The organism is Amycolatopsis sp. Poz14 (assembly GCF_006704225.1).
GTDB lineage: Bacteria > Actinomycetota > Actinomycetes > Mycobacteriales > Pseudonocardiaceae > Amycolatopsis > Amycolatopsis nivea.
In genome coordinates this window covers 2,405,573-2,422,310 of the sequence record NZ_JACLHD010000001.1, presented here as the reverse complement: position 1 = coordinate 2,422,310, position 16,738 = coordinate 2,405,573, and the positions used below count along the sequence as shown (strand labels likewise).

20 protein-coding genes are annotated in these 16,738 nt (G+C 70.9%); 14 read left to right on the top strand and 6 right to left on the bottom strand.

The annotated features are described in order from the left end of the window. Window positions 1-24 precede the first annotated feature (24 nt). Window positions 25-690, bottom strand: coding sequence for a hypothetical protein (locus FKO37_RS11890; RefSeq protein ID WP_051165923.1), 666 nt, complete (start codon window positions 688-690; stop codon window positions 25-27). A gap of 330 nt (window positions 691-1,020) precedes the next feature. On the opposite strand from FKO37_RS11890, the gene FKO37_RS11885 reads away from it, so the two are divergent. From FKO37_RS11885 to FKO37_RS11835, 11 genes are all read left to right on the top strand, one after another. Further along, the gene (locus FKO37_RS11885; RefSeq protein ID WP_037359793.1) at window positions 1,021-1,419 is read left to right on the top strand and encodes a hypothetical protein; all 399 of its coding nucleotides are present in this window, start codon (window positions 1,021-1,023) and stop codon (window positions 1,417-1,419) included. A gap of 68 nt (window positions 1,420-1,487) precedes the next feature. Beyond that, window positions 1,488-2,600 carry a PLP-dependent cysteine synthase family protein gene (locus tag FKO37_RS11880; protein ID WP_037359789.1) on the top strand — a complete coding sequence of 371 codons (1,113 nt, stop codon included), beginning with the start codon at window positions 1,488-1,490 and terminating at the stop codon, window positions 2,598-2,600. Beyond that, window positions 2,597-3,841 carry an MFS transporter gene (locus tag FKO37_RS11875; RefSeq protein ID WP_037359786.1) on the top strand — a complete coding sequence of 415 codons (1,245 nt, stop codon included), beginning with the start codon at window positions 2,597-2,599 and terminating at the stop codon, window positions 3,839-3,841. Before FKO37_RS11880 ends, FKO37_RS11875 begins: the two co-directional genes overlap by 4 nt. Before the next feature lie 96 nt (window positions 3,842-3,937). Then, complete coding sequence (locus FKO37_RS11870; protein WP_037359783.1) at window positions 3,938-4,351, top strand: hypothetical protein; 414 nt, start codon at window positions 3,938-3,940, stop codon at window positions 4,349-4,351. A 65-nt stretch (window positions 4,352-4,416) separates the two neighbouring features. Beyond that, window positions 4,417-5,091, top strand: a complete 675-nt coding sequence (locus FKO37_RS11865) for a DUF305 domain-containing protein (protein WP_037359780.1) — start codon at window positions 4,417-4,419, stop codon at window positions 5,089-5,091. A gap of 244 nt (window positions 5,092-5,335) precedes the next feature. Beyond that, the gene (locus FKO37_RS11860) at window positions 5,336-6,394 is read left to right on the top strand and encodes a C40 family peptidase (protein ID WP_037359777.1); all 1,059 of its coding nucleotides are present in this window, start codon (window positions 5,336-5,338) and stop codon (window positions 6,392-6,394) included. Between the two features lie 37 nt (window positions 6,395-6,431). Further along, window positions 6,432-6,794, top strand: coding sequence for a BlaI/MecI/CopY family transcriptional regulator (locus FKO37_RS11855; protein ID WP_037359775.1), 363 nt, complete (start codon window positions 6,432-6,434; stop codon window positions 6,792-6,794). After that, a complete protein-coding gene (locus FKO37_RS11850) occupies window positions 6,791-7,735 on the top strand; it encodes a M56 family metallopeptidase (RefSeq protein ID WP_037359772.1) in 945 nt (314 codons plus the stop codon). Before FKO37_RS11855 ends, FKO37_RS11850 begins: the two co-directional genes overlap by 4 nt. A 587-nt stretch (window positions 7,736-8,322) precedes the next feature. After that, on the top strand, window positions 8,323-8,727 hold the full coding sequence (locus tag FKO37_RS11845) for a DUF302 domain-containing protein (protein ID WP_037359769.1): 405 nt from the start codon (window positions 8,323-8,325) through the stop codon (window positions 8,725-8,727). After that, a complete protein-coding gene (locus tag FKO37_RS11840; protein WP_037359766.1) occupies window positions 8,724-9,317 on the top strand; it encodes a hypothetical protein in 594 nt (197 codons plus the stop codon). The genes FKO37_RS11845 and FKO37_RS11840 overlap by 4 nt, the downstream gene beginning before the upstream one ends. Window positions 9,318-9,545: 228 nt before the next feature. Further along, window positions 9,546-9,815 (top strand): metal-sensitive transcriptional regulator, encoded by a 270-nt coding sequence (locus FKO37_RS11835; protein WP_037359763.1) that lies wholly within the window; start codon window positions 9,546-9,548, stop codon window positions 9,813-9,815. A gap of 116 nt (window positions 9,816-9,931) precedes the next feature. On the opposite strand, the gene FKO37_RS11830 is transcribed toward FKO37_RS11835, so the two are convergent. From FKO37_RS11830 to FKO37_RS11815, 4 genes are read right to left on the bottom strand one after another with little or no spacing between them, the layout of a single operon-like run. Continuing rightward, window positions 9,932-12,184, bottom strand: coding sequence for a cation-translocating P-type ATPase (locus FKO37_RS11830; RefSeq protein WP_037359760.1), 2,253 nt, complete (start codon window positions 12,182-12,184; stop codon window positions 9,932-9,934). Then, window positions 12,181-13,089 carry a hypothetical protein gene (locus tag FKO37_RS11825; RefSeq protein WP_037359758.1) on the bottom strand — a complete coding sequence of 303 codons (909 nt, stop codon included), beginning with the start codon at window positions 13,087-13,089 and terminating at the stop codon, window positions 12,181-12,183. Before FKO37_RS11825 ends, FKO37_RS11830 begins: the two co-directional genes overlap by 4 nt. 49 nt (window positions 13,090-13,138) lie before the next feature. Next, window positions 13,139-13,345 carry a heavy-metal-associated domain-containing protein gene (locus FKO37_RS11820; RefSeq protein ID WP_037359755.1) on the bottom strand — a complete coding sequence of 69 codons (207 nt, stop codon included), beginning with the start codon at window positions 13,343-13,345 and terminating at the stop codon, window positions 13,139-13,141. A gap of 27 nt (window positions 13,346-13,372) precedes the next feature. After that, a complete protein-coding gene (locus tag FKO37_RS11815; protein WP_037359752.1) occupies window positions 13,373-13,681 on the bottom strand; it encodes a metal-sensitive transcriptional regulator in 309 nt (102 codons plus the stop codon). A 58-nt stretch (window positions 13,682-13,739) separates the two neighbouring features. On the opposite strand from FKO37_RS11815, the gene FKO37_RS11810 reads away from it, so the two are divergent. From FKO37_RS11810 to FKO37_RS11800, 3 genes are all read left to right on the top strand, one after another. Further along, window positions 13,740-14,294: a carboxymuconolactone decarboxylase family protein gene (locus FKO37_RS11810; RefSeq protein ID WP_037359749.1), complete on the top strand. Its 555-nt coding sequence runs from the start codon at window positions 13,740-13,742 to the stop codon at window positions 14,292-14,294. Between the two features lie 560 nt (window positions 14,295-14,854). Then, window positions 14,855-15,208, top strand: coding sequence for a BlaI/MecI/CopY family transcriptional regulator (locus FKO37_RS11805; RefSeq protein WP_037359746.1), 354 nt, complete (start codon window positions 14,855-14,857; stop codon window positions 15,206-15,208). Then, complete coding sequence (locus FKO37_RS11800) at window positions 15,205-16,161, top strand: M56 family metallopeptidase (protein WP_037359743.1); 957 nt, start codon at window positions 15,205-15,207, stop codon at window positions 16,159-16,161. Before FKO37_RS11805 ends, FKO37_RS11800 begins: the two co-directional genes overlap by 4 nt. Here the strand turns inward: FKO37_RS11800 and FKO37_RS11795 are convergent. Then, window positions 16,090-16,737 carry a DUF2218 domain-containing protein gene (locus tag FKO37_RS11795; RefSeq protein WP_051165922.1) on the bottom strand — a complete coding sequence of 216 codons (648 nt, stop codon included), beginning with the start codon at window positions 16,735-16,737 and terminating at the stop codon, window positions 16,090-16,092. The two genes, FKO37_RS11800 and FKO37_RS11795, sit on opposite strands and share 72 nt — an antisense overlap. Window position 16,738 lies beyond the last annotated feature (1 nt).

Sequence of the window (16,738 nt, the reverse complement as noted above, 5' to 3'; positions counted from 1 at the left end):
GCCGGGCCGGCCGGTGCGCGACGGTCAGTCCTTCCAGAAGATCGAGGTCACGACGCCCCCGGCGACGATCTTCGACTGCGAGCCGTTCGAGGCCGCGGCCGAACCGTCTCCGTGGTTGTAAATCGAGAGCAGTTCGCTGTAGTCGTGCGAATTGGGGGAAACGTAGGCCGGGTCGCTCTGCCCGGCGTAGTCCATGCACGAACCCGCGTTGGTGAACTGGTGGTCCAGGCCGAAGTCGTGGCCCACCTCCTGGCAAATCACGTGCTGTTTGGCGTAAGTCCCCATCGAATAGGAATCGTTGACCTTCGTGGTTCCCCACGCGATGTGGGTGCCGCTCGACAAATCGATTTCGGCGACGCCGAGCCAGCCGGTGCTGCCGTAGGTGTAGTTGCACACCCGGACTTTCCCGGCCGCCGCGGGGCAGCTGCGCCGGGTCGTCGCGCTGCTGTCGCTCGTGGAAAGGGTGTTCTCGAACACCGGTGACCGGTTCCAGTCGGCATTGGCCTTGCTGAGGTTGGCGTCCCAGCTCGACGTGACGCTGTCGAGCACGGTCAGGCGCACCGTGCTGGAGGTGGACGAGCGAGCCCAGTGGTATCCGTTCCAGCTGTTGCTTGCCGACGCCTCCGCCGTAGTGGCCGCGAGAGCCGCGACCGCGAACGACGTGAGGAAAAGCAGCCGCCATTTGCGCATGGCAAACTCCTTGCGATTTCCGTGGGGACCCGTCCGGGAGTGCGGACAGTGCGCATGAAAGTAGCCCGGCGTGATCCGGTGGCACAGCTACGAAAGTCGCAAGGGGGCCGATTTCTACTTCTCTACTTAGTAGAGTAGTAGCCGCGTGCGCCGGTCGGCGGACAGCCGCTGACCCGACCGGCTCCGGCCGTTCGTCGGATTCCCGTCACGCGGATTTCAACTACCGTACGTAGTAGTCATATCAAACGAGTGAATCCGCAGTCATGGCAAGGTGATCGCAGCCGCAGAACGTGGCGAGCACAAGATCATCGCTGATACGGTCCGCTGACTGTGAGGTGTCATTCCGCCACGAAGCGTCGCGCCGGCTGGCGCGCCCTGGCCGTCTTCGCTGTGCTGTTCGGTTTCCTGGTCCTGCACGCGCAACCCTGCTGCGAGACCGGCCACGCCGGGTCCGCCGTCGTGCACGCCGCGGCCGCGAACGACACCGCGGCGGTGCCGAGCGACCCGGGATGCGGATCAGGGCACCACGGCCACGACGGCAGCGACACGCTCTGCCGATTCCTTCGCAGCGCCAACGACTTCCTGTGGCTGGCCGTGCTCACCACGGCAGCCGCGGCCTGCCTGGTGCCCGGGGCGCGCCCGCTGTCGCGCCCATGGGCCGCACGGCCGCCGCCCCGGGGATCCCCCGGCTCGGCACTTCTGATCGAGCTCTGCGTCTCGCGGATCTGACGGGCGCCGGAACCCCTGCCGTCACCCCGTTCCGCCGCGCCCGCGGCACTCACGCGAAAAGAGACTCGATGGAAACCGTCTTGCCCCCTGCCGCAACGAATTCTCCCCCTCAACTGCTCACCGCCGCCGCGCGGTGCCACAGCCCGGCCCGCGCGGTCGGCAACACCCCGGTGCTCTGGGTCGATCAGCCCTTCGCCTCCGCGGGACGCGGCTTCTGGGCCAAGCTCGAAGGATTCAACCCCGGCGGCATGAAAGACCGGCCCGCACTGCACATGGTCGAGCAGGCCCGTGCCCGCGGCGAACTGGCCCCCGGAGCCCCGATCGTCGAATCGACGAGCGGCACGCTGGGCCTCGGGCTCGCACTGGCAGGCATCGTGCACGGCCACCCTGTGACGGTGGTGACCGATCCAGGCCTGGAGCCGATCGTGCACCGGATGCTGTCCGCCTACGGCGCCCGGGTCGAGCTCGTGACCGAACCGCACCCGACCGGCGGCTGGCAGGAAGCCCGCCGCGAACGGGTGCGCCGGCTGCTCGCCGAGCGGCCGGGAGCCTACTGCCCGGACCAGTACCACAACCCGGACAACGTCGCGGCCTACGCGCCGCTCGCCCTGGAACTGGTCGCCCAGCTCGGCCGGGTCGACGTGCTCGTCTGCTCGGTCGGCACCGGCGGCCACTCCGCCGGGGTCTCGCGGGTGCTGCGGGAATACTTCCCGCACCTGAAGGTCGTCGGCGTGGACACGGTGGGCTCGACCATCTTCGGCCAGCCCGCGGCACCCCGGCTCATGCGCGGGCTCGGCTCCAGCATCTACCCGCGCAACGTCGACTACGCGGGGTTCGACGAGGTCCACTGGGTCTCCCCCGCGGAAGCGGCCTGGACCTGCCGCCGGCTCGCCGCGTCCCACCACGCCACCGGCGGCTGGAGCGTAGGCGCGGTCGCGCACGTCGCCGGATGGCTGGCCCGCACCGAACCCGCCGACGCCCGGATCGCCGCCGTCTTCCCGGACGGACCGAACCGGTACTTCGACACCGTCTACAACGACGACTACTGCCGGCAGCACGGTCTCCTCGACGCGCCGCCCGCCGCGGAACCCGACCGCATCGGCGCTCCCGCCGACCGGGTCGTGCAGCGCTGGACCCGGTGCACGCACGTCGTCGACCCGACCCTGGCGGTGGTCCGGTGACCTCGCTCATCACCCGGTACCGGTCCTTCGACCGGCCTTCCCGGCTGCTCATGCTCAACCAGCTCACCATCAACCTCGGCTTCTACATGCTGATGCCGTATCTGGCCTCGCACCTGTCGGCGGACCTCGCGCTGGCCGGCTGGGTCGTCGGGCTGGTGATGGGCGTGCGCAACTTCTCCCAGCAGGGCATGTTCCTGATCGGCGGCACGCTGGCCGACCGGCTGGGCTACAAGCCGCTCATCATCGCCGGCTGCGCGCTGCGCACCGGCGGGTTCGCCCTGCTGGGCCTGGTCGATTCGGTCCCGGCGCTGATCATCGCCTCGGCCGCCACCGGGTTCGCCGGTGCGCTGTTCAACCCGGCCGTGCGCGCCTACCTGGCGGCGGACGCGGGCGAGCGGCGGGTCGAGGCGTTCGCGCTGTTCAACGTCTTCTACCAGACCGGCATCCTGCTGGGCCCGGTCGTCGGGCTCGTCTTGACCAGCGTGGCGTTCAAGGTGACCTGCCTGACCGCGGCCGCGGTGTTCGCGGTGCTCACGGTCCTGCAGATCCGCGCGCTGCCGGCGCACTCGGCCGAGCGTCCCGCGCAGCCGCGCTCGATCCGGCAAGACTGGGCCGGGGTGTTCCGGAACCGCTCGTTCGTGCTGTTCTCGCTCGCCATGATCGGCTCGTACGTGCTGTCGTTCCAGGTGTACCTCGCGCTGCCGCTCGAGGCGCGCCGGATCGCCGGCCCCGGTTTCTCCGGCACCGCCTTGGTCGCGATCCTTTTCGGACTGTCCGGCGCCCTCGCGATCGCCGGGCAGCTCCGGATCACCGCCTGGTGCCGCGAACGGTGGAGCCCGGGCCGCTGCCTCGCCACCGGCCTGCTGCTGATGGCCGCGGCGTTCCTGCCGCCCGCGCTGACCGCCGGTGCCGCCGGCGGCCCCGCAGTCCTGACCTGGGTCCCGCTGATCCTCTCCGCGGCGCTGCTGGCTTTGGGCACGCTGGTGGTGTTCCCGTTCGAAATGGACACCATCGTCGCGCTGTCGGGCAATCGGCTCGTCGCCACCCACTACGGGCTGTACAACACGGTGGTGGGAGTCGGGATCCTGCTCGGCAACCTCTTCACCGGGACCGTGCTGGACCTGGCCCGGGACGCCGGGGTGCCCGCCGCGCCGTGGTTGATCCTGGCCCTGCTCGGGGCAGCCTGCGCGTGGGCGATCCGGAGCCTCGGCGCGGCGAACCGGCTCGCCCCGGCGGCCTGAACACGGGCCGCCGACTACCCCCGCTCGTACTGGGTGACATAGCACTCGGACGGGCTCGGCAGCGTCGGCGGCCCGGTGCCTGAGTACGGTGGGGGCATGGCGGCGAACCGGCTCGGCGGCATCCGGCAGATCCTTCTGCTGGGTGCGCTGGCGCTGTGCATCGCCGCCATGCACCACATCAGCCTCCCCGGCGGTTCCGCGCACGCGATGGCCCCGGCCGCCGTGCCCGCCGCGATGGCGGACGCGCCCATCGCGATGGCAGACGCGGCCCCCACCGGCTCGGGCGAGGAACACCCCGGCACGCCGGGCGGCGCGCACACGATGCTGCACCTCTGTCTCGCCGTGCTGTACGCGGTCGGCGCACTGGTGCTCGCGCTGCTGGCTTTCCGCAGGCATTCCGCCGCGAAGCTCCCGGTCCCCGCCGGTCCGCGCGGCTCGCCCGTCCCCGGGCGGCCGCCGGACAGACGCGGCCGCCTGGTCCTTGCTTCTCTCTGCGTGCTGCGGACCTGACCGGCCGGGCCTGCCTGGTCCCCACCGGTCATTTCAGCAATCACTTTTCGAGAGAAGGATTTGTCGTGCGCAAAACTCTGGTGATCAGCGGCATCGCGGTGGCGTCGGCCCTCGCGCTCAGCGCCTGCAACAGCGGCGATCAGCCGTCCGGCATGCAGATGGGCTCGTCGTCCGCCCCCGCGCCCGCGTCGAACCAGCAGGCCGCGGGCCACAACAACGACGACGTCGCTTTCGCCCAGCAGATGATCCCGCACCACAAGCAGGCACTGGACATGGCGAAGATGGTGTCCTCGCGCAGCACCAACCCGAAGGTCGTCGACCTCGCCGGCCGGATCGACAAAGCTCAGGACCCGGAGATCCAGCAGATGCAAGGCTGGCTCACCGCGTGGGGCGCCGCTTCTTCCTCCGCTTCGGCCATGCCGGGCATGAGCGACCACAACATGCCGGGGATGTCGTCGATGCCGGGGATGGGCTCGTCGTCCTCGATGCCGATGCCGGGCGGGTCGATGCCGGGCATGATGTCCGACGCGGACATGGCCAAGCTCGACACGATGAAGGGCGCCGAGTTCGACAAGATGTGGCTCGGCATGATGATCAAGCACCACCAGGGCGCGGTCGACATGGCCAAGACGGAACTGGCCAAGGGCGGCAACGCCGACGCCAAGGCGCTCGCGCAGAAGATCATCGACGGCCAGCAGGCCGAGATCACCGAAATGCAGGGGCTGCTCTCGCAGGGCTGACCCGGGCCGCCGGGGCCACGGCCGCCGTGGCCCCGGCGCACCGCTTTGCCGTTCTCCGGGTCTACTCCCGGGTTCGTGCGTTCCCGCACGAACGTTTTCCTTCCTGTTCACCGGATTCCGACAACTGCTTCGCTAGTACTAGATGCGATAGTGGACAAGATCCGCGCGTTACCTTAATGTGACCGCGGGCCGGCGGGGCGGTCCACCCCGAACGCAGGTCCCCACGACAGGAGATTCAGCACCCGTGACACCGCAACGGCGTCGTGCCTTCCGACATCCGATAGCCGCCACCGCCGCACTCGTCGTCCTGGGATTGGCCACCCTGCCCGCGGCGGCGCAGGCCGCGCCGCCCCCGGGCGGCAGCCAGGATCCGATGCAGCGCTACCAGGAACTCGGCGCACAAGCGGCCAAGGCCGACGAGGACCTCCTGGGCGCACAGGAGTCGCTCACCGCCCGGCAGAACGACCGTGCCGCGGCCGACGCGGCCGTGGCCAAGGCCAACGGCGAGGTCGTCGGCGCGCAGGCGGCGATCGACCGGCTCCGTCCGCAAGCGAACCAGGTCGCGAACGCCGCGCTCGAAGGCGGCCAATTGAGCAACACAGCCCTGCTTCTCGACAGCAGCAACCGGCAGGAGTTCCTCGATCGCGCCTCCATCCTCTCCCTGCTCGCGGAGCGGAAGAACGAAACACTGACCGGCCTGCAGCGCGCGGTCGCCTCCGCGAACAACGCGAAGGCCGCCGCGGAGAAGGCGCAGAAATCGGCGCAGCTGGCCGCGAACGACGCCGCCACCGCGCTGGAAGAAGTCCAGGGACGCAAGACGGATCTCGACAAGCAGATCGGCGAGGTGCGCAAGGCGCTGGCGCAGCTGCCCTCGGCCGCCCGCACGAAGCTGGGACAGGTGCAGGACAGCGGTTCCTATCTCGGTCCTCCAGGCGCGGCGAACGACGCGCTGCAGGCGGCGCTGTCCAAACGCGGTTCCGAATACCAGTGGGGCGCCACCGGCCCGAGCCAGTTCGACTGCTCCGGGCTGACCTCGTGGGCGTACAAACAAGCCGGGATCACCTTGCCCCGGACGAGCCGGCAGCAGTTCACCTCAGGCAAAGCCGTGCCGCTGGACCAGCTCGTCGCGGGCGATCTGCTGTTCTACGACGACGGTTCCGGCAGCGCCGGCGCGATCCATCACGTGGGCATGTACGTCGGCAACGGCAAGATGGTCGACGCGCCCACCGAGGGCCAGCTGGTCGACGTGCGGCCGATCCGCGGGGACGGGCACCTGATGGGAGCACGGCGCATCGTCGGGTGATCCCGGCGGAGCAAGTATCCTGATCCCCGGAGGTGCCATGCTGAAACTGGGCGAGCTCGAGGCGTCGGTGATGGACGTGCTCTGGAACGCGGCGGAACCCATGCGGGTCCGGGAAGTGCTCGACGAGCTCAACCAGCACCGCGATCTCGCGTACACCACGGTGATGACGGTGCTGGACAACCTGCACCGCAAGGGCTGGGTCGAGCGCGAGATGCGGAACCGCGCGTACCACTACCAGGCGACCGCCTCCCGCGAGGAGGCGACCGCGCAGACGGTGCGCGATCTGCTGGACTCCACCGAGGACCGGGAATCGGTCCTGCTGCACTTCGTCCAGACGGCGTCCGAGGAGGAGTCGGACATCCTCCGCCGGGCGCTGCGCCGGAAGTCGCGGAAGCGGTGATCGTCGCGGCGGCGCTCCTGCTCGGGGCCGTGTTCGTGGGCTGGTGGTCGCCACGCCCGCTGAGCAGGCTGGCCGCAGGCCGGATCTCTCCCGGCACCGCGATCGCCTGGTGGCTGCTGAGCGCCGCCGGGGTCCTGGCGGGCGCTGTCGCGGGAGTGCTGCTGCTCGTGCTGCCCGGGCACGGCCCGGCCGACGCGGTGCTGCGGGCGCTGCACGACTGCTGGGCCGCGCTCAGCCACGGCGAAGTGCCGCTGCTGGACCCGGTCGTCGGCGCGAGCGCGGGAGCCTTCGCCCTCGCCGGAGCCGTCCGGCTGGCGGTGGCCTCGGCCGGGCGGCGCCGGAGCCGCAATCGCCAGTACCGCCGCCACCTGGCCGCCCTGCGGTTGTGCGGCTCGGCCGGCTCCCGGTCCGTGCCGACGCTGTGGCTGCCGCACGACGAGCCGGTCGCCTACAGCCTCGGCGGGCGGCGCGCGATGATCGTCGCCAGCGAAGGGCTCGCCGCCCGGCTTTCGGTACCGGAACTCGACGCCGTCCTGGCCCACGAGCGGGCCCATGTCCGCGGCCATCATCACCTGCTTACCGCGTGCGCGGACATTCTCGGCCGCACTGTGCGGTTCGTCCCGCTGATGCGGGAACTGCCCGCCGCCGTGCGGCTGCTCGTCGAACTGTCGGCCGACCACGCCGCGGCTGCCCAGTGCGGCACCGGGCCGTTGTGCTCCGCGCTGCTTTCGATCCGCGCCGGCGGCGGGCCATGGCGAGCGCTCGCCATGGCCGGCGGCGACACCGCCATCCGGCTCGACCGGCTCCGGGAACGACCGGCCCGCACCAACCGGGCGGCCGCCCGCCTCGCCGCCGTGACCGGCGGGCTCACCGCGTTGCTGGCCCCGGCACTGGTCGCGGGCGCACTGGTGGTGCTCACCGGCCTGGTGTCCTGCTCGTGACCAAGGCTGCTGCCGCGTCCCGGGGACGATCCGCTTCGCCGCTCCGCTCCTGATCGCCCATGCCAGGAACTTAAGGCTCCGAGATCTCGGCCTACTGACAGTCCACAAAGGACGCCAACAGTGCCGGAATGCCCGCTTTGCCACCATGAGGCCAGGTTGTGGTCCCGGGTCCGGGGCCCACAGCGACGTGCGCTCGACCGGATCGAGCCAGCTGAGCCTGGGAACACGCCGGAAGCGCGTCCGCAGCACAGCCTTACTGTGCCGATCATTACTAATCCGACCACAGCCACGGCCGAATGGCTTTCGTAGCAACGGTTACGTGCCGCGGTCGGGGTCGGCCTACTTTTGGCCGGATTAGTAAGTTCCTGGCATTGCTCCTGATCGCCCGAACGTCTCCCGCGCGACAGCGGCAGTCCTTCCCCTGCTTGGCCTCTGCCCACGTCGGTTCCTGCCGTCCCAGCGTGCCGCGATCGCCGAGCCTGAACACAGCTCACCGTGCTCGCGCTCGGCGCCACACCGGGTCGACTGATACCCTAGGGGGCATGCCCAATACCCCACCGGGTATCTGCCGAACGGAAGGAGCAATCGTGAAACTGGGTTTGTCCCGCACCTACCGAGGCGCGGGCTTCGACGAAGTGATGGCGCGGACGCGGGCCGCGCTGGCCGCAGCGGGGTTCGGGGTGCTGACCGAGATCGACGTGCAAGCGACCCTGCGCGAGAAGCTGGATGAGCGGATGGAGCGCTACACCATCCTCGGCGCCTGCAATCCCGCGCTCGCCCACCGGGCGCTGGAGGCGACCCGGGAGATCGGATTGCTGCTGCCCTGCAACGTGGTCGTCCGCGAGAACGGCGCCGGCGAGACGGTCGTCGAGGCGATCAATCCCGCGGTCATGGCCGAAGTCGCGCCGGCGGCCGGAGTCTCCGAAGTCGCCGGGGAGGCCGCCGAACTGCTGGAATCCGCGTTGAACGCCGTGGACCGGGAGCTGGCATGAACGACGTGGTGCTCTACGGGGATCCGGTCTGCCCGTTCGCCTGGCTGGCGTACCGCTGGCTCGACGGCACGCGGACGGAGTTCCCGATGCGGCCGATGAGTCTCGCGGTGCTCAACGAAGGAACCGAGGTGGCCGAGGCGCATCGCCGGCGGATCGAGGATTCGCTGCGCGCCGGCCGCGTCCTCGCGGCGATCGAGGACCGGTCCGCCGCCGCCCGGTTCCACGTCGCGCTCGGCCGCCGGATCCACGAGCAGCGGCTGCCGGTGGACAACGCGCTGCTCCGCACCGCGCTGACCGCTGTCGGCTTGCCGGAAGACCTTGCGGCCAAAGCGGATTGCGCCGATCTGGACCCGGCGGTGCGAGCCGCGCACCAGGCGAGCCAAGACGCCCTCGGCGACACCGCGGGCAGCCCGATCACCGCGATCGGCGGCCGGGCTTTCTTCGGCCCGGTGCTGACCGAACTGCCCGCCCCGGCAGAAGGGCAGGCCCTGCTCGACGCCCTGCGCACTGCCTCGGCTGTCCCCGGATTCGCCGAACTCCGCCGTCCGCGGCGCGGCGCCCCGGCCATGCCGGCGGGACAACCGGTCTGATGTGCCGTCCCGTCTCGTGCCGCACCTGCGGCAAAACCACCTGGGCCGGCTGCGGCCGGCACGTCGGCCAGGTCAAAGCCGCCGTGCCGGCCGCGCAGTGGTGTCCCGGCCACCCTTCGCCACCGCGCCCGCCGCGTTCGTGGCCGTGGCGCAAGCGCGGCTCCTGACCAGGAATATACCCGCCGGGGTATTGTGAGCCTTCGTGAAACCAGCCAGGGAGGGGACCCCATGATCGGCGACCAGGACACCGTCACCCAAGTGCGCAACCGGCTCCGCCGCGCGCAGGGCCAGCTCGCCGGCGTCATCGCGATGATCGACGACGGCCGCGACTGCAAGGACGTCGTCACCCAGCTCGCCGCCGTCTCCCGTGCCCTCGACCGGGCCGGCTTCAAAATCATCGCCAGCGGCCTGCGCCACTGCGTCACCGCCGACGGCAACGGCGACGAGGCCGAGATGACCGCGGAACAGCTCGAGAAACTGTTCCTCACCCTCGCCTGACGCCGTCCGCTGCGGCCCCCGTCGCGAAAAGTCCGTGAAGGACTCCTTGAGGGAATCTGATTCCCTCAAGGAGTCCTTCACGGACAACTACGGGAGCGAGTCCCGGGGCGCTGCGCTCAGCCGACCGCCCGGAATCCGCGCAGGCGGAGGCTGTTGCTCACCACGAACACCGAGCTGAACGCCATCGCCGCGCCCGCGATCATCGGGTTCAGCAGTCCCGCCGCGGCCAGCGGCAGCGCCGCCACGTTGTAGGCGAAGGCCCAGAACAGGTTGCCCTTGATCGTCTGCAACGTGCGCCGCGACAACCGGATCGCGTCGACCGCAGCCCGCAGGTCGCCGCGGACCAGCGTGAGGTCGGCCGCCTCGATCGCGGCGTCGGTGCCGGTGCCCATGGCCAGGCCCAGGTCGGCCTGAGCCAGTGCCGCGGCGTCGTTCACGCCGTCTCCGACCATCGCCACGACCTTGCCCTCGCCCTGCAGCCGCCGGACGACGTCGACCTTGTCCTTCGGCAGAACCTCGGCGATGACCTCCTCGATGTCGACCTCCGCGGCCACCGAGCGGGCGACCGCCTCGTTGTCGCCGGTGAGCAGCACCGGGGTCAGGCCGAGCTCCCGCAAGCGGGCGATCGCCTCGGCCGAGGTGGGCTTGACCGTGTCCGCGACGACCAGCACCGCCCTGGCCTTCCCGTCCCATCCGACCGCGACCGCGGTCCGGCCGTGCCGCTCGGCCTCGGCCTTGGCCGAAACCAGGTCGGCGGGCAGGTGCTGGCTCCACTCCGCCAGCAGCGCCGTGCGGCCGACGAGCACCGCCGCCCCGGCCACGACGCCTTGCACGCCAAGGCCTTCCACGTTGGCGAAGTCCTCGACCGCGGGCAGCTCGCCGACCTTCTCCCGGGCGCCCCGGGCGATCGCCTTCGCGATCGGATGCTCGGAAGCGTCCTCCAGGGCGCCGGCCAGCCGCAGCACGTCGTCAGGTTCGACGCCGTCCGCGGTGTGCACCTCGACCAGCGCCATCTGCCCGCTGGTGACCGTGCCGGTCTTGTCCAGCACCACGGTGTCCACCCGCCGCGTCGACTCCAGCACCTCCGGGCCCTTGATCAGGATCCCGAGCTGCGCGCCGCGGCCGGTGCCGACCAGCAGCGCGGTCGGCGTCGCCAGGCCCAGCGCGCACGGGCAGGCGATGATCAGCACCGCCACCGCCGCGGTGAACGCCGCCGAAGCGGTGTCCCCGGCGCCGAGCCAGAAGGCCAAGGTCCCGGCGGCGAGCGCGATCACGATCGGCACGAACACCGCCGAGACCCGGTCCGCCAGCCGCTGCACCTGCGCCTTGCCGGTTTGCGCGTCCTCGACCAGCTTCGCCATCTGGGCGAGCTGGGTGTCCGAGCCGATCCGGGTGGCCCGCACGACCAGCCGTCCCCCGGCGTTCACCGTGGCCCCGACCACCGGGTCGCCAGGACCCACCTCGACCGGGACGCTCTCGCCGGTCAGCATGCTCGCGTCGACCGCCGAGCTGCCGTCCTCGATCACGCCGTCGGTGGCGACCTTCTCCCCCGGCCGCACGACGAACAAGTCGCCGACTCGCAGCTGCTCGACCGGGATCCGCTGCTCCCGGCCGTCCCTCAGCACCGCGACGTCCTTCGCGCCGAGTTCCAGCAGCGCCCGCAGCGCGGCACCGGCGCGCCGCTTCGACTTCGCCTCGAAATAGCGGCCGGCGAGAATGAACGTCGTCACCCCGGCCGCGACCTCGAGGTAGATGTTGCCGTCGCCGGACATCCGCTGGACCGTCAGCTCGAACGCGTGCGTCATGCCCGGCACCCCGGCGGTGCCGAACAACAGCGCGTAGAGCGACCACAGGAACGCCGCGATGGTCCCCATCGAGATCAGCGTGTCCATGGTGGCCGCGCCGTGGCGCAGATTCGCCCACGCGGCACGGTGGAACGGCAACGCGCCCCACACGATCACCGGCGCGGCCAGCACCAGCGAGATCCACTGCCAATAGGTGAACTGCAACGCCGGCACCATCGCGAGCAGGATCACCGGCACCGACAGCACCGTCGAAACGATCAGCCGCTGCCGCAACGGGCGGGTGGCGTCCTCTTCCTCGGCGCCTTCTTCGCTCGCAGCCTTCTCCGCATTGGGCACGGTCGCGCCGTAACCGGCCGCCTCGACCTGCTCGACCAGCCGCTCCGGCGCCACGTCGCCGGAGTAGACGACCTTCGCCTTCTCCGTCGCGTAATTGACGGTCGCGGTGACCCCGTCGAGTTTGTTCAGTTTCCGCTCGATCCGCATCGCGCACGACGCGCACGTCATCCCGGTGATGGCCAGCTCGACCTCGCCGGTCGCGGGCTGGTTCTCCACTTCGGCGGTCATGACCCGTTCCCTCCCTGTGCCGTGGTGCTGACGGTGAACTCCGCGGTGTGCACGGCGCCGCCGTGCCGGAAGTCCAGGAACAACCGGTAGCCGCCTGCCGACGGGACTTCGGCGAAGAAGGTCACCGCCGGCCCGGCCGCGGTCTTCCCGTCGCCGGGGGCGCCGTCCGGGTGGACGTGCAGATACGCGAGATCGCCCTGCCGCAACGCCACCAGATGGCCGTACGCGCCCAGATAGGGCTGCAGGTCGACGACCTCCGCGCCGTTGCGCGTGACCGTCGCGGTCACCTTCGACGCGCGGCCGGGAACCAGGTCTCCGGTCAGCCGGACCTGGTAGCCGTCCACAGTGGCCAGTCTCGATTCGGGATGCGCCACCGGCCGGAAGTCGCCGGGAGCGACCAGATCCACGCCGAGCGTCGTCCCGGTCCCGCCGGCCGGGGTGAAGTCGGCGAATGCCCGATAGCTGCCCGCCTCCTTGACCGACAGCGGCACCGTCCAGGCGCCGTCCGCGCCGAGCTGCGGGTGGAGGTGCTGGTATCCGGTGGTATCGCGGCGCACCACGATGAAGTGCATGCGTTTTTCGTGCTCGACGTCGAACGCGGTCACCGCCGCGCCGCCGGGCCCGGTGATCCGGAACGCGAAGGGGCTGGTCGTGCCGGGGGTGAGCGTCGTGCTGGTGGGCGTGAGGGTGTAACCGCCCCTGGACGACGCCAGCCCGCCGGGCTGGTCGGTGTTCGCGGCCTCCGCGACGGTGCCGCTGTGAGCGTCCCCGTGCCCGGCGTCCTCGCCGCCGTGCACCCCGGCCGCGCCGGAGAAGGGACCGACAGCGGTGCCGATGCCCCAGCCGCCGCCGGCGACCAGAGCAAGCGCCACACCGTAGGCGGAGAGCTTCGCTGCTGTGTTCATGTCCTCAGTCCTCACCGCGGGCTTGGCCCGCAGTCGCGAGAGCCGCCGCTCAGGCGGTCAGCTGGTAACCGGCTTCTTCGACCGCGCCGCGGACGTCCGCGACGTCGATGTCCTTGACTGCGCGCACAGTCACCTTGCCGGTCGGCAGGTCGACAGCGACATCGGTGACGCCCTCGATCTCGCTGACCTCCTCGGTGACCGAACGCACGCAGTGCTCGCAGGTCATGCCGGTCACGGTGTAGGTCTGCTCGCTCACGGTATTCTCCTTCTGGGACAACGGTTTTCAGGAACGGACGAGACGGGCGATGGCGTCGCTCGCCTCGCGGATCTTGTCATCGGCAGCCGCGCCGCCCTCGGCGATCGCCTCGGCGACACAGTGGTGCAGATGCTCGTCCATCAGCCCGAGCGACACCGCCTGCAACGCCTTCGTGGCCGCCGACACCTGAGTCAGGATGTCGATGCAGTACTTGTCGTCCTCGACCATCCGCTGCAGCCCCCGGATCTGGCCCTCGATCCGGCGCAGCCGCTTGAGATAGTCCTCTTTGTCTTCGCTGTAGCCGTGGGGCCCGGCGGCCGCGGGTGACTCGCTCATGGCACATTTATACCCTAGGGGGGTACCGTAGTCAACGCACCCGACGACAGGAGCCCGCATGACCCGCCTCACGCCGCCCGACAGGTCCGCCGCACCGGAGAAATCCCGGCAACTGCTCGACGAGATCACCGCGCGCACCGGCGAGCCCGGGGCGATGGTCGCGACGATGGCGCACTCGCCCGCGCTGCTGCAGGGTTACCTCGAACTCTCCCGGGCGATCAAACGGGTCAAACTCCCCCGGGCGCTCAGCGAAAAGATCTCCCTCGCCGTCCAGGAATGGCTCGGCTGCGCACTGTGCCTCGCCGCGCACACCGAGGCGGCGCGCGCCGCCGGAGTGTCCGAAGCGGACATCGCCCTCGCCCGGCAAGCCACCTCGCCCGACGCCCGCGAGGCGGCGCTGCTCACCTACGCGGTGCGCGTGCTCGCCGAACCAGCCTCGATCTCGGACGAGGACGTCGCCGATCTGCGCGCGCACGGCTGGACCGACCGCACGCTCGCCGACGTGGTCGGACTGGTGTCGCTCAACCACCTCACGGGCGCCTTCAACCTCGTCGCCGGACTCGAACCGGCTGCGGCCGAAGAGCCGCAGGAGCACATCTACTACCCACAGTAAGACTAAACCGCATCGGTGCCGAAGACGAGCAGGCCCGGCCACAGACCGCGGGGAGGCGCGGAAAAGAGAGCCTGGACCGCTCCCGTCGCGGCCGGATTCGCGGACGGGCCCGGTGCGCGATGCGGACGTCCGTGAAGGACTCCTTGAGGGAATCTGGTTCCCTCAAGGAGTCCTTCACGGACTTCTCCCGTCTTTTGACTCGGGCGGGCGCGTGACCAATGCTGGGGACTTAAGGCGGCGCTGCGGGTGCGGTTTGCCCAGGTCGGAGGATCTGGGCGGGGCCAGGCGTCCGTGAGGGCCACCCTGAGGGAATCTGATTCCCTCAGGGTTCCCCTCACGGACCTCAAGACCCGGCCACATGGTCATAGATCAGGCATCCGACAGCACTGACGTCCTTTGTGGACGGTCGGCGGGCATGGGCTGCGCGGCCTGAGTCCCTGGCATTGGGGCGCGTGACGGCAGGGGCGCCGCCGGCCGCACGGCGGCGGCCGTTGACCGCGGAACCGGCCAGCTATACTAGTGTTGGTAGTAGTGAGTGGCGAGCTGCCCGTGGAGGTCCGGTGCGCGGTCTCGGTGAGCTGGAGCGGGCGGTGATGGACGTCCTGTGGGACGCCGACGGCCCGGTGAAGGTGCGCGACGTGCTCGACCGGCTCGACACCGGCAAGGATCTCGCCTACACCACGGTGATGACCGTGCTGGACAACCTGCACCGCAAGGAGTGGGCGGTCCGCGAACGCGTCGGCAAAGCGTATCTCTACCGGCCGTCGGTCAGCCGCGCGGACGCCGCCGCGCGGTCCCTGCGCGAGGTCCTCGACGAGTCCGGCGACCCGGCGGCGGTGCTGCTGCACTTCGCCCGCTCCGCGTCGGCCGAGGAGTCCCAGGCGCTCCGGCAGGGTCTGCGACCGCCCCGATGACGGCCGCCTTCGCGTTGCTGCTGGGCGCGTTCCTCGCGGGCCGCACCATTCCCGGGCTGCTCGGCCGCGCTGATCTGACCCGCACCGATCCGTCCGCCCTGCTCACCGCGTGGCTCCTGGCCACTGCGGGCGTGCTGGCGGCTGCGGTGTCCGGCATCGCGCTGCTGCTGTTTCCCGGCCACGGCACCGGGACGAGCGTGGTGGCCGCCGTCCACGGCTGTCTGGCGGCGATCTCGCACGGCACGTCTCCGCGGGCCGAGGAACTCGTGGGGCTGGCCGGTGCCCTGCTGCTGGTTGCTCTCGCTGTCCGGTTCGCAGTGATCGGACTCCGCATGGCCCGCCGGAGGGCCCGGACGCGGCGCGAGCACCTGGGGCTGCTGCGGATCGCGGCACGCCGCGAAGGCGGTGCACCGGCGACCTGGTGGCTGGAGCACGACCGGCCGCTGGCGTTCAGCGTGGCCCACGGCCGCGGCGTCATCGTCGCCACCGAAGGACTGCGTCGGCAGCTGCCTGCCCGCGAAGTGGCCGCCGTGTTGACCCACGAGAAAGCGCATCTCCGCGGCCGGCACCATCTCCTGATCGGCTGGGTCGAGGCGATGGGCCAGGGACTGCCGTTCGTTCCCTTGTTCCGCCGCGCTCCGTGCGCCGTCCGCGAACTGGTCGAGCTGACCGCAGACGCGGCCGCCGTCCGCAGCCACGGCGCCGAAGCGGTGCGCGCGGCATTGCTCGCCGTCGCCGGGCACGGTGCGCCGGACGGGTCTCTGGCGATGGCACGCGACGGCGTGGCCGTCCGGCTCGCGCGGCTGGACGCGGGCATCGCACCGCCCGGCCGGCTGCGCCAGGCGTTTTCCTGCGGTTTCGCCGCGACGGCGGCGACCTCGCTACCCGTGTTGATGGGTGCGACGCTGCTGTTCGGCGTCGCGGTCGCGGCGTGCCCGCTGTCGGGGGTATAGGGCCCGCAGACGCGCGTGGCCGTTGCGGAGCCGGTGCCGGGACAGCACCGCCACCACGACGATCTTCAGGACGACCAGGCCCAGCACGACGTCGGCGAGCACACTCGTCCATGCCCAGGACGCCAGCGCGAGCCCGCCGACCACCAGGTGCGCGGCCACCGCCAGCACGACTGCGACAGCGAGAGCCACGGCGGTCCGCCGTTTCCGCGGGCGTCCGGGGTTCGCGGACACGGGACCGACGGTGCCGACGCGGTCCCAGCCGACGTGCAGGCCGTCCCGCCGTCCGAACCGTTCGAGGGTGGCGGCAAGGACTTTTTCGGCCGCGCGCAGCCGGTCTTCGTCGTCGATGTCGAGCCGGACGATCAACGTGTCGTCGGTCGCGCGCAGAGTGCACCGCCCCCAGCTGAACTCGATCTTCCCGGACGTGTCGGTCCATTCGACGGCACCGACCTCGGGCCGCACCCCGCGGCCGTGCAGTGCACGCGCCTTCCCGCCCATCGCTTCGGCGTGCCGGCAGAGCTGGACGAGGTACCGGCTCGCACGCGAGGTCCGGATGCGGGCTTCGGACACCGGCATC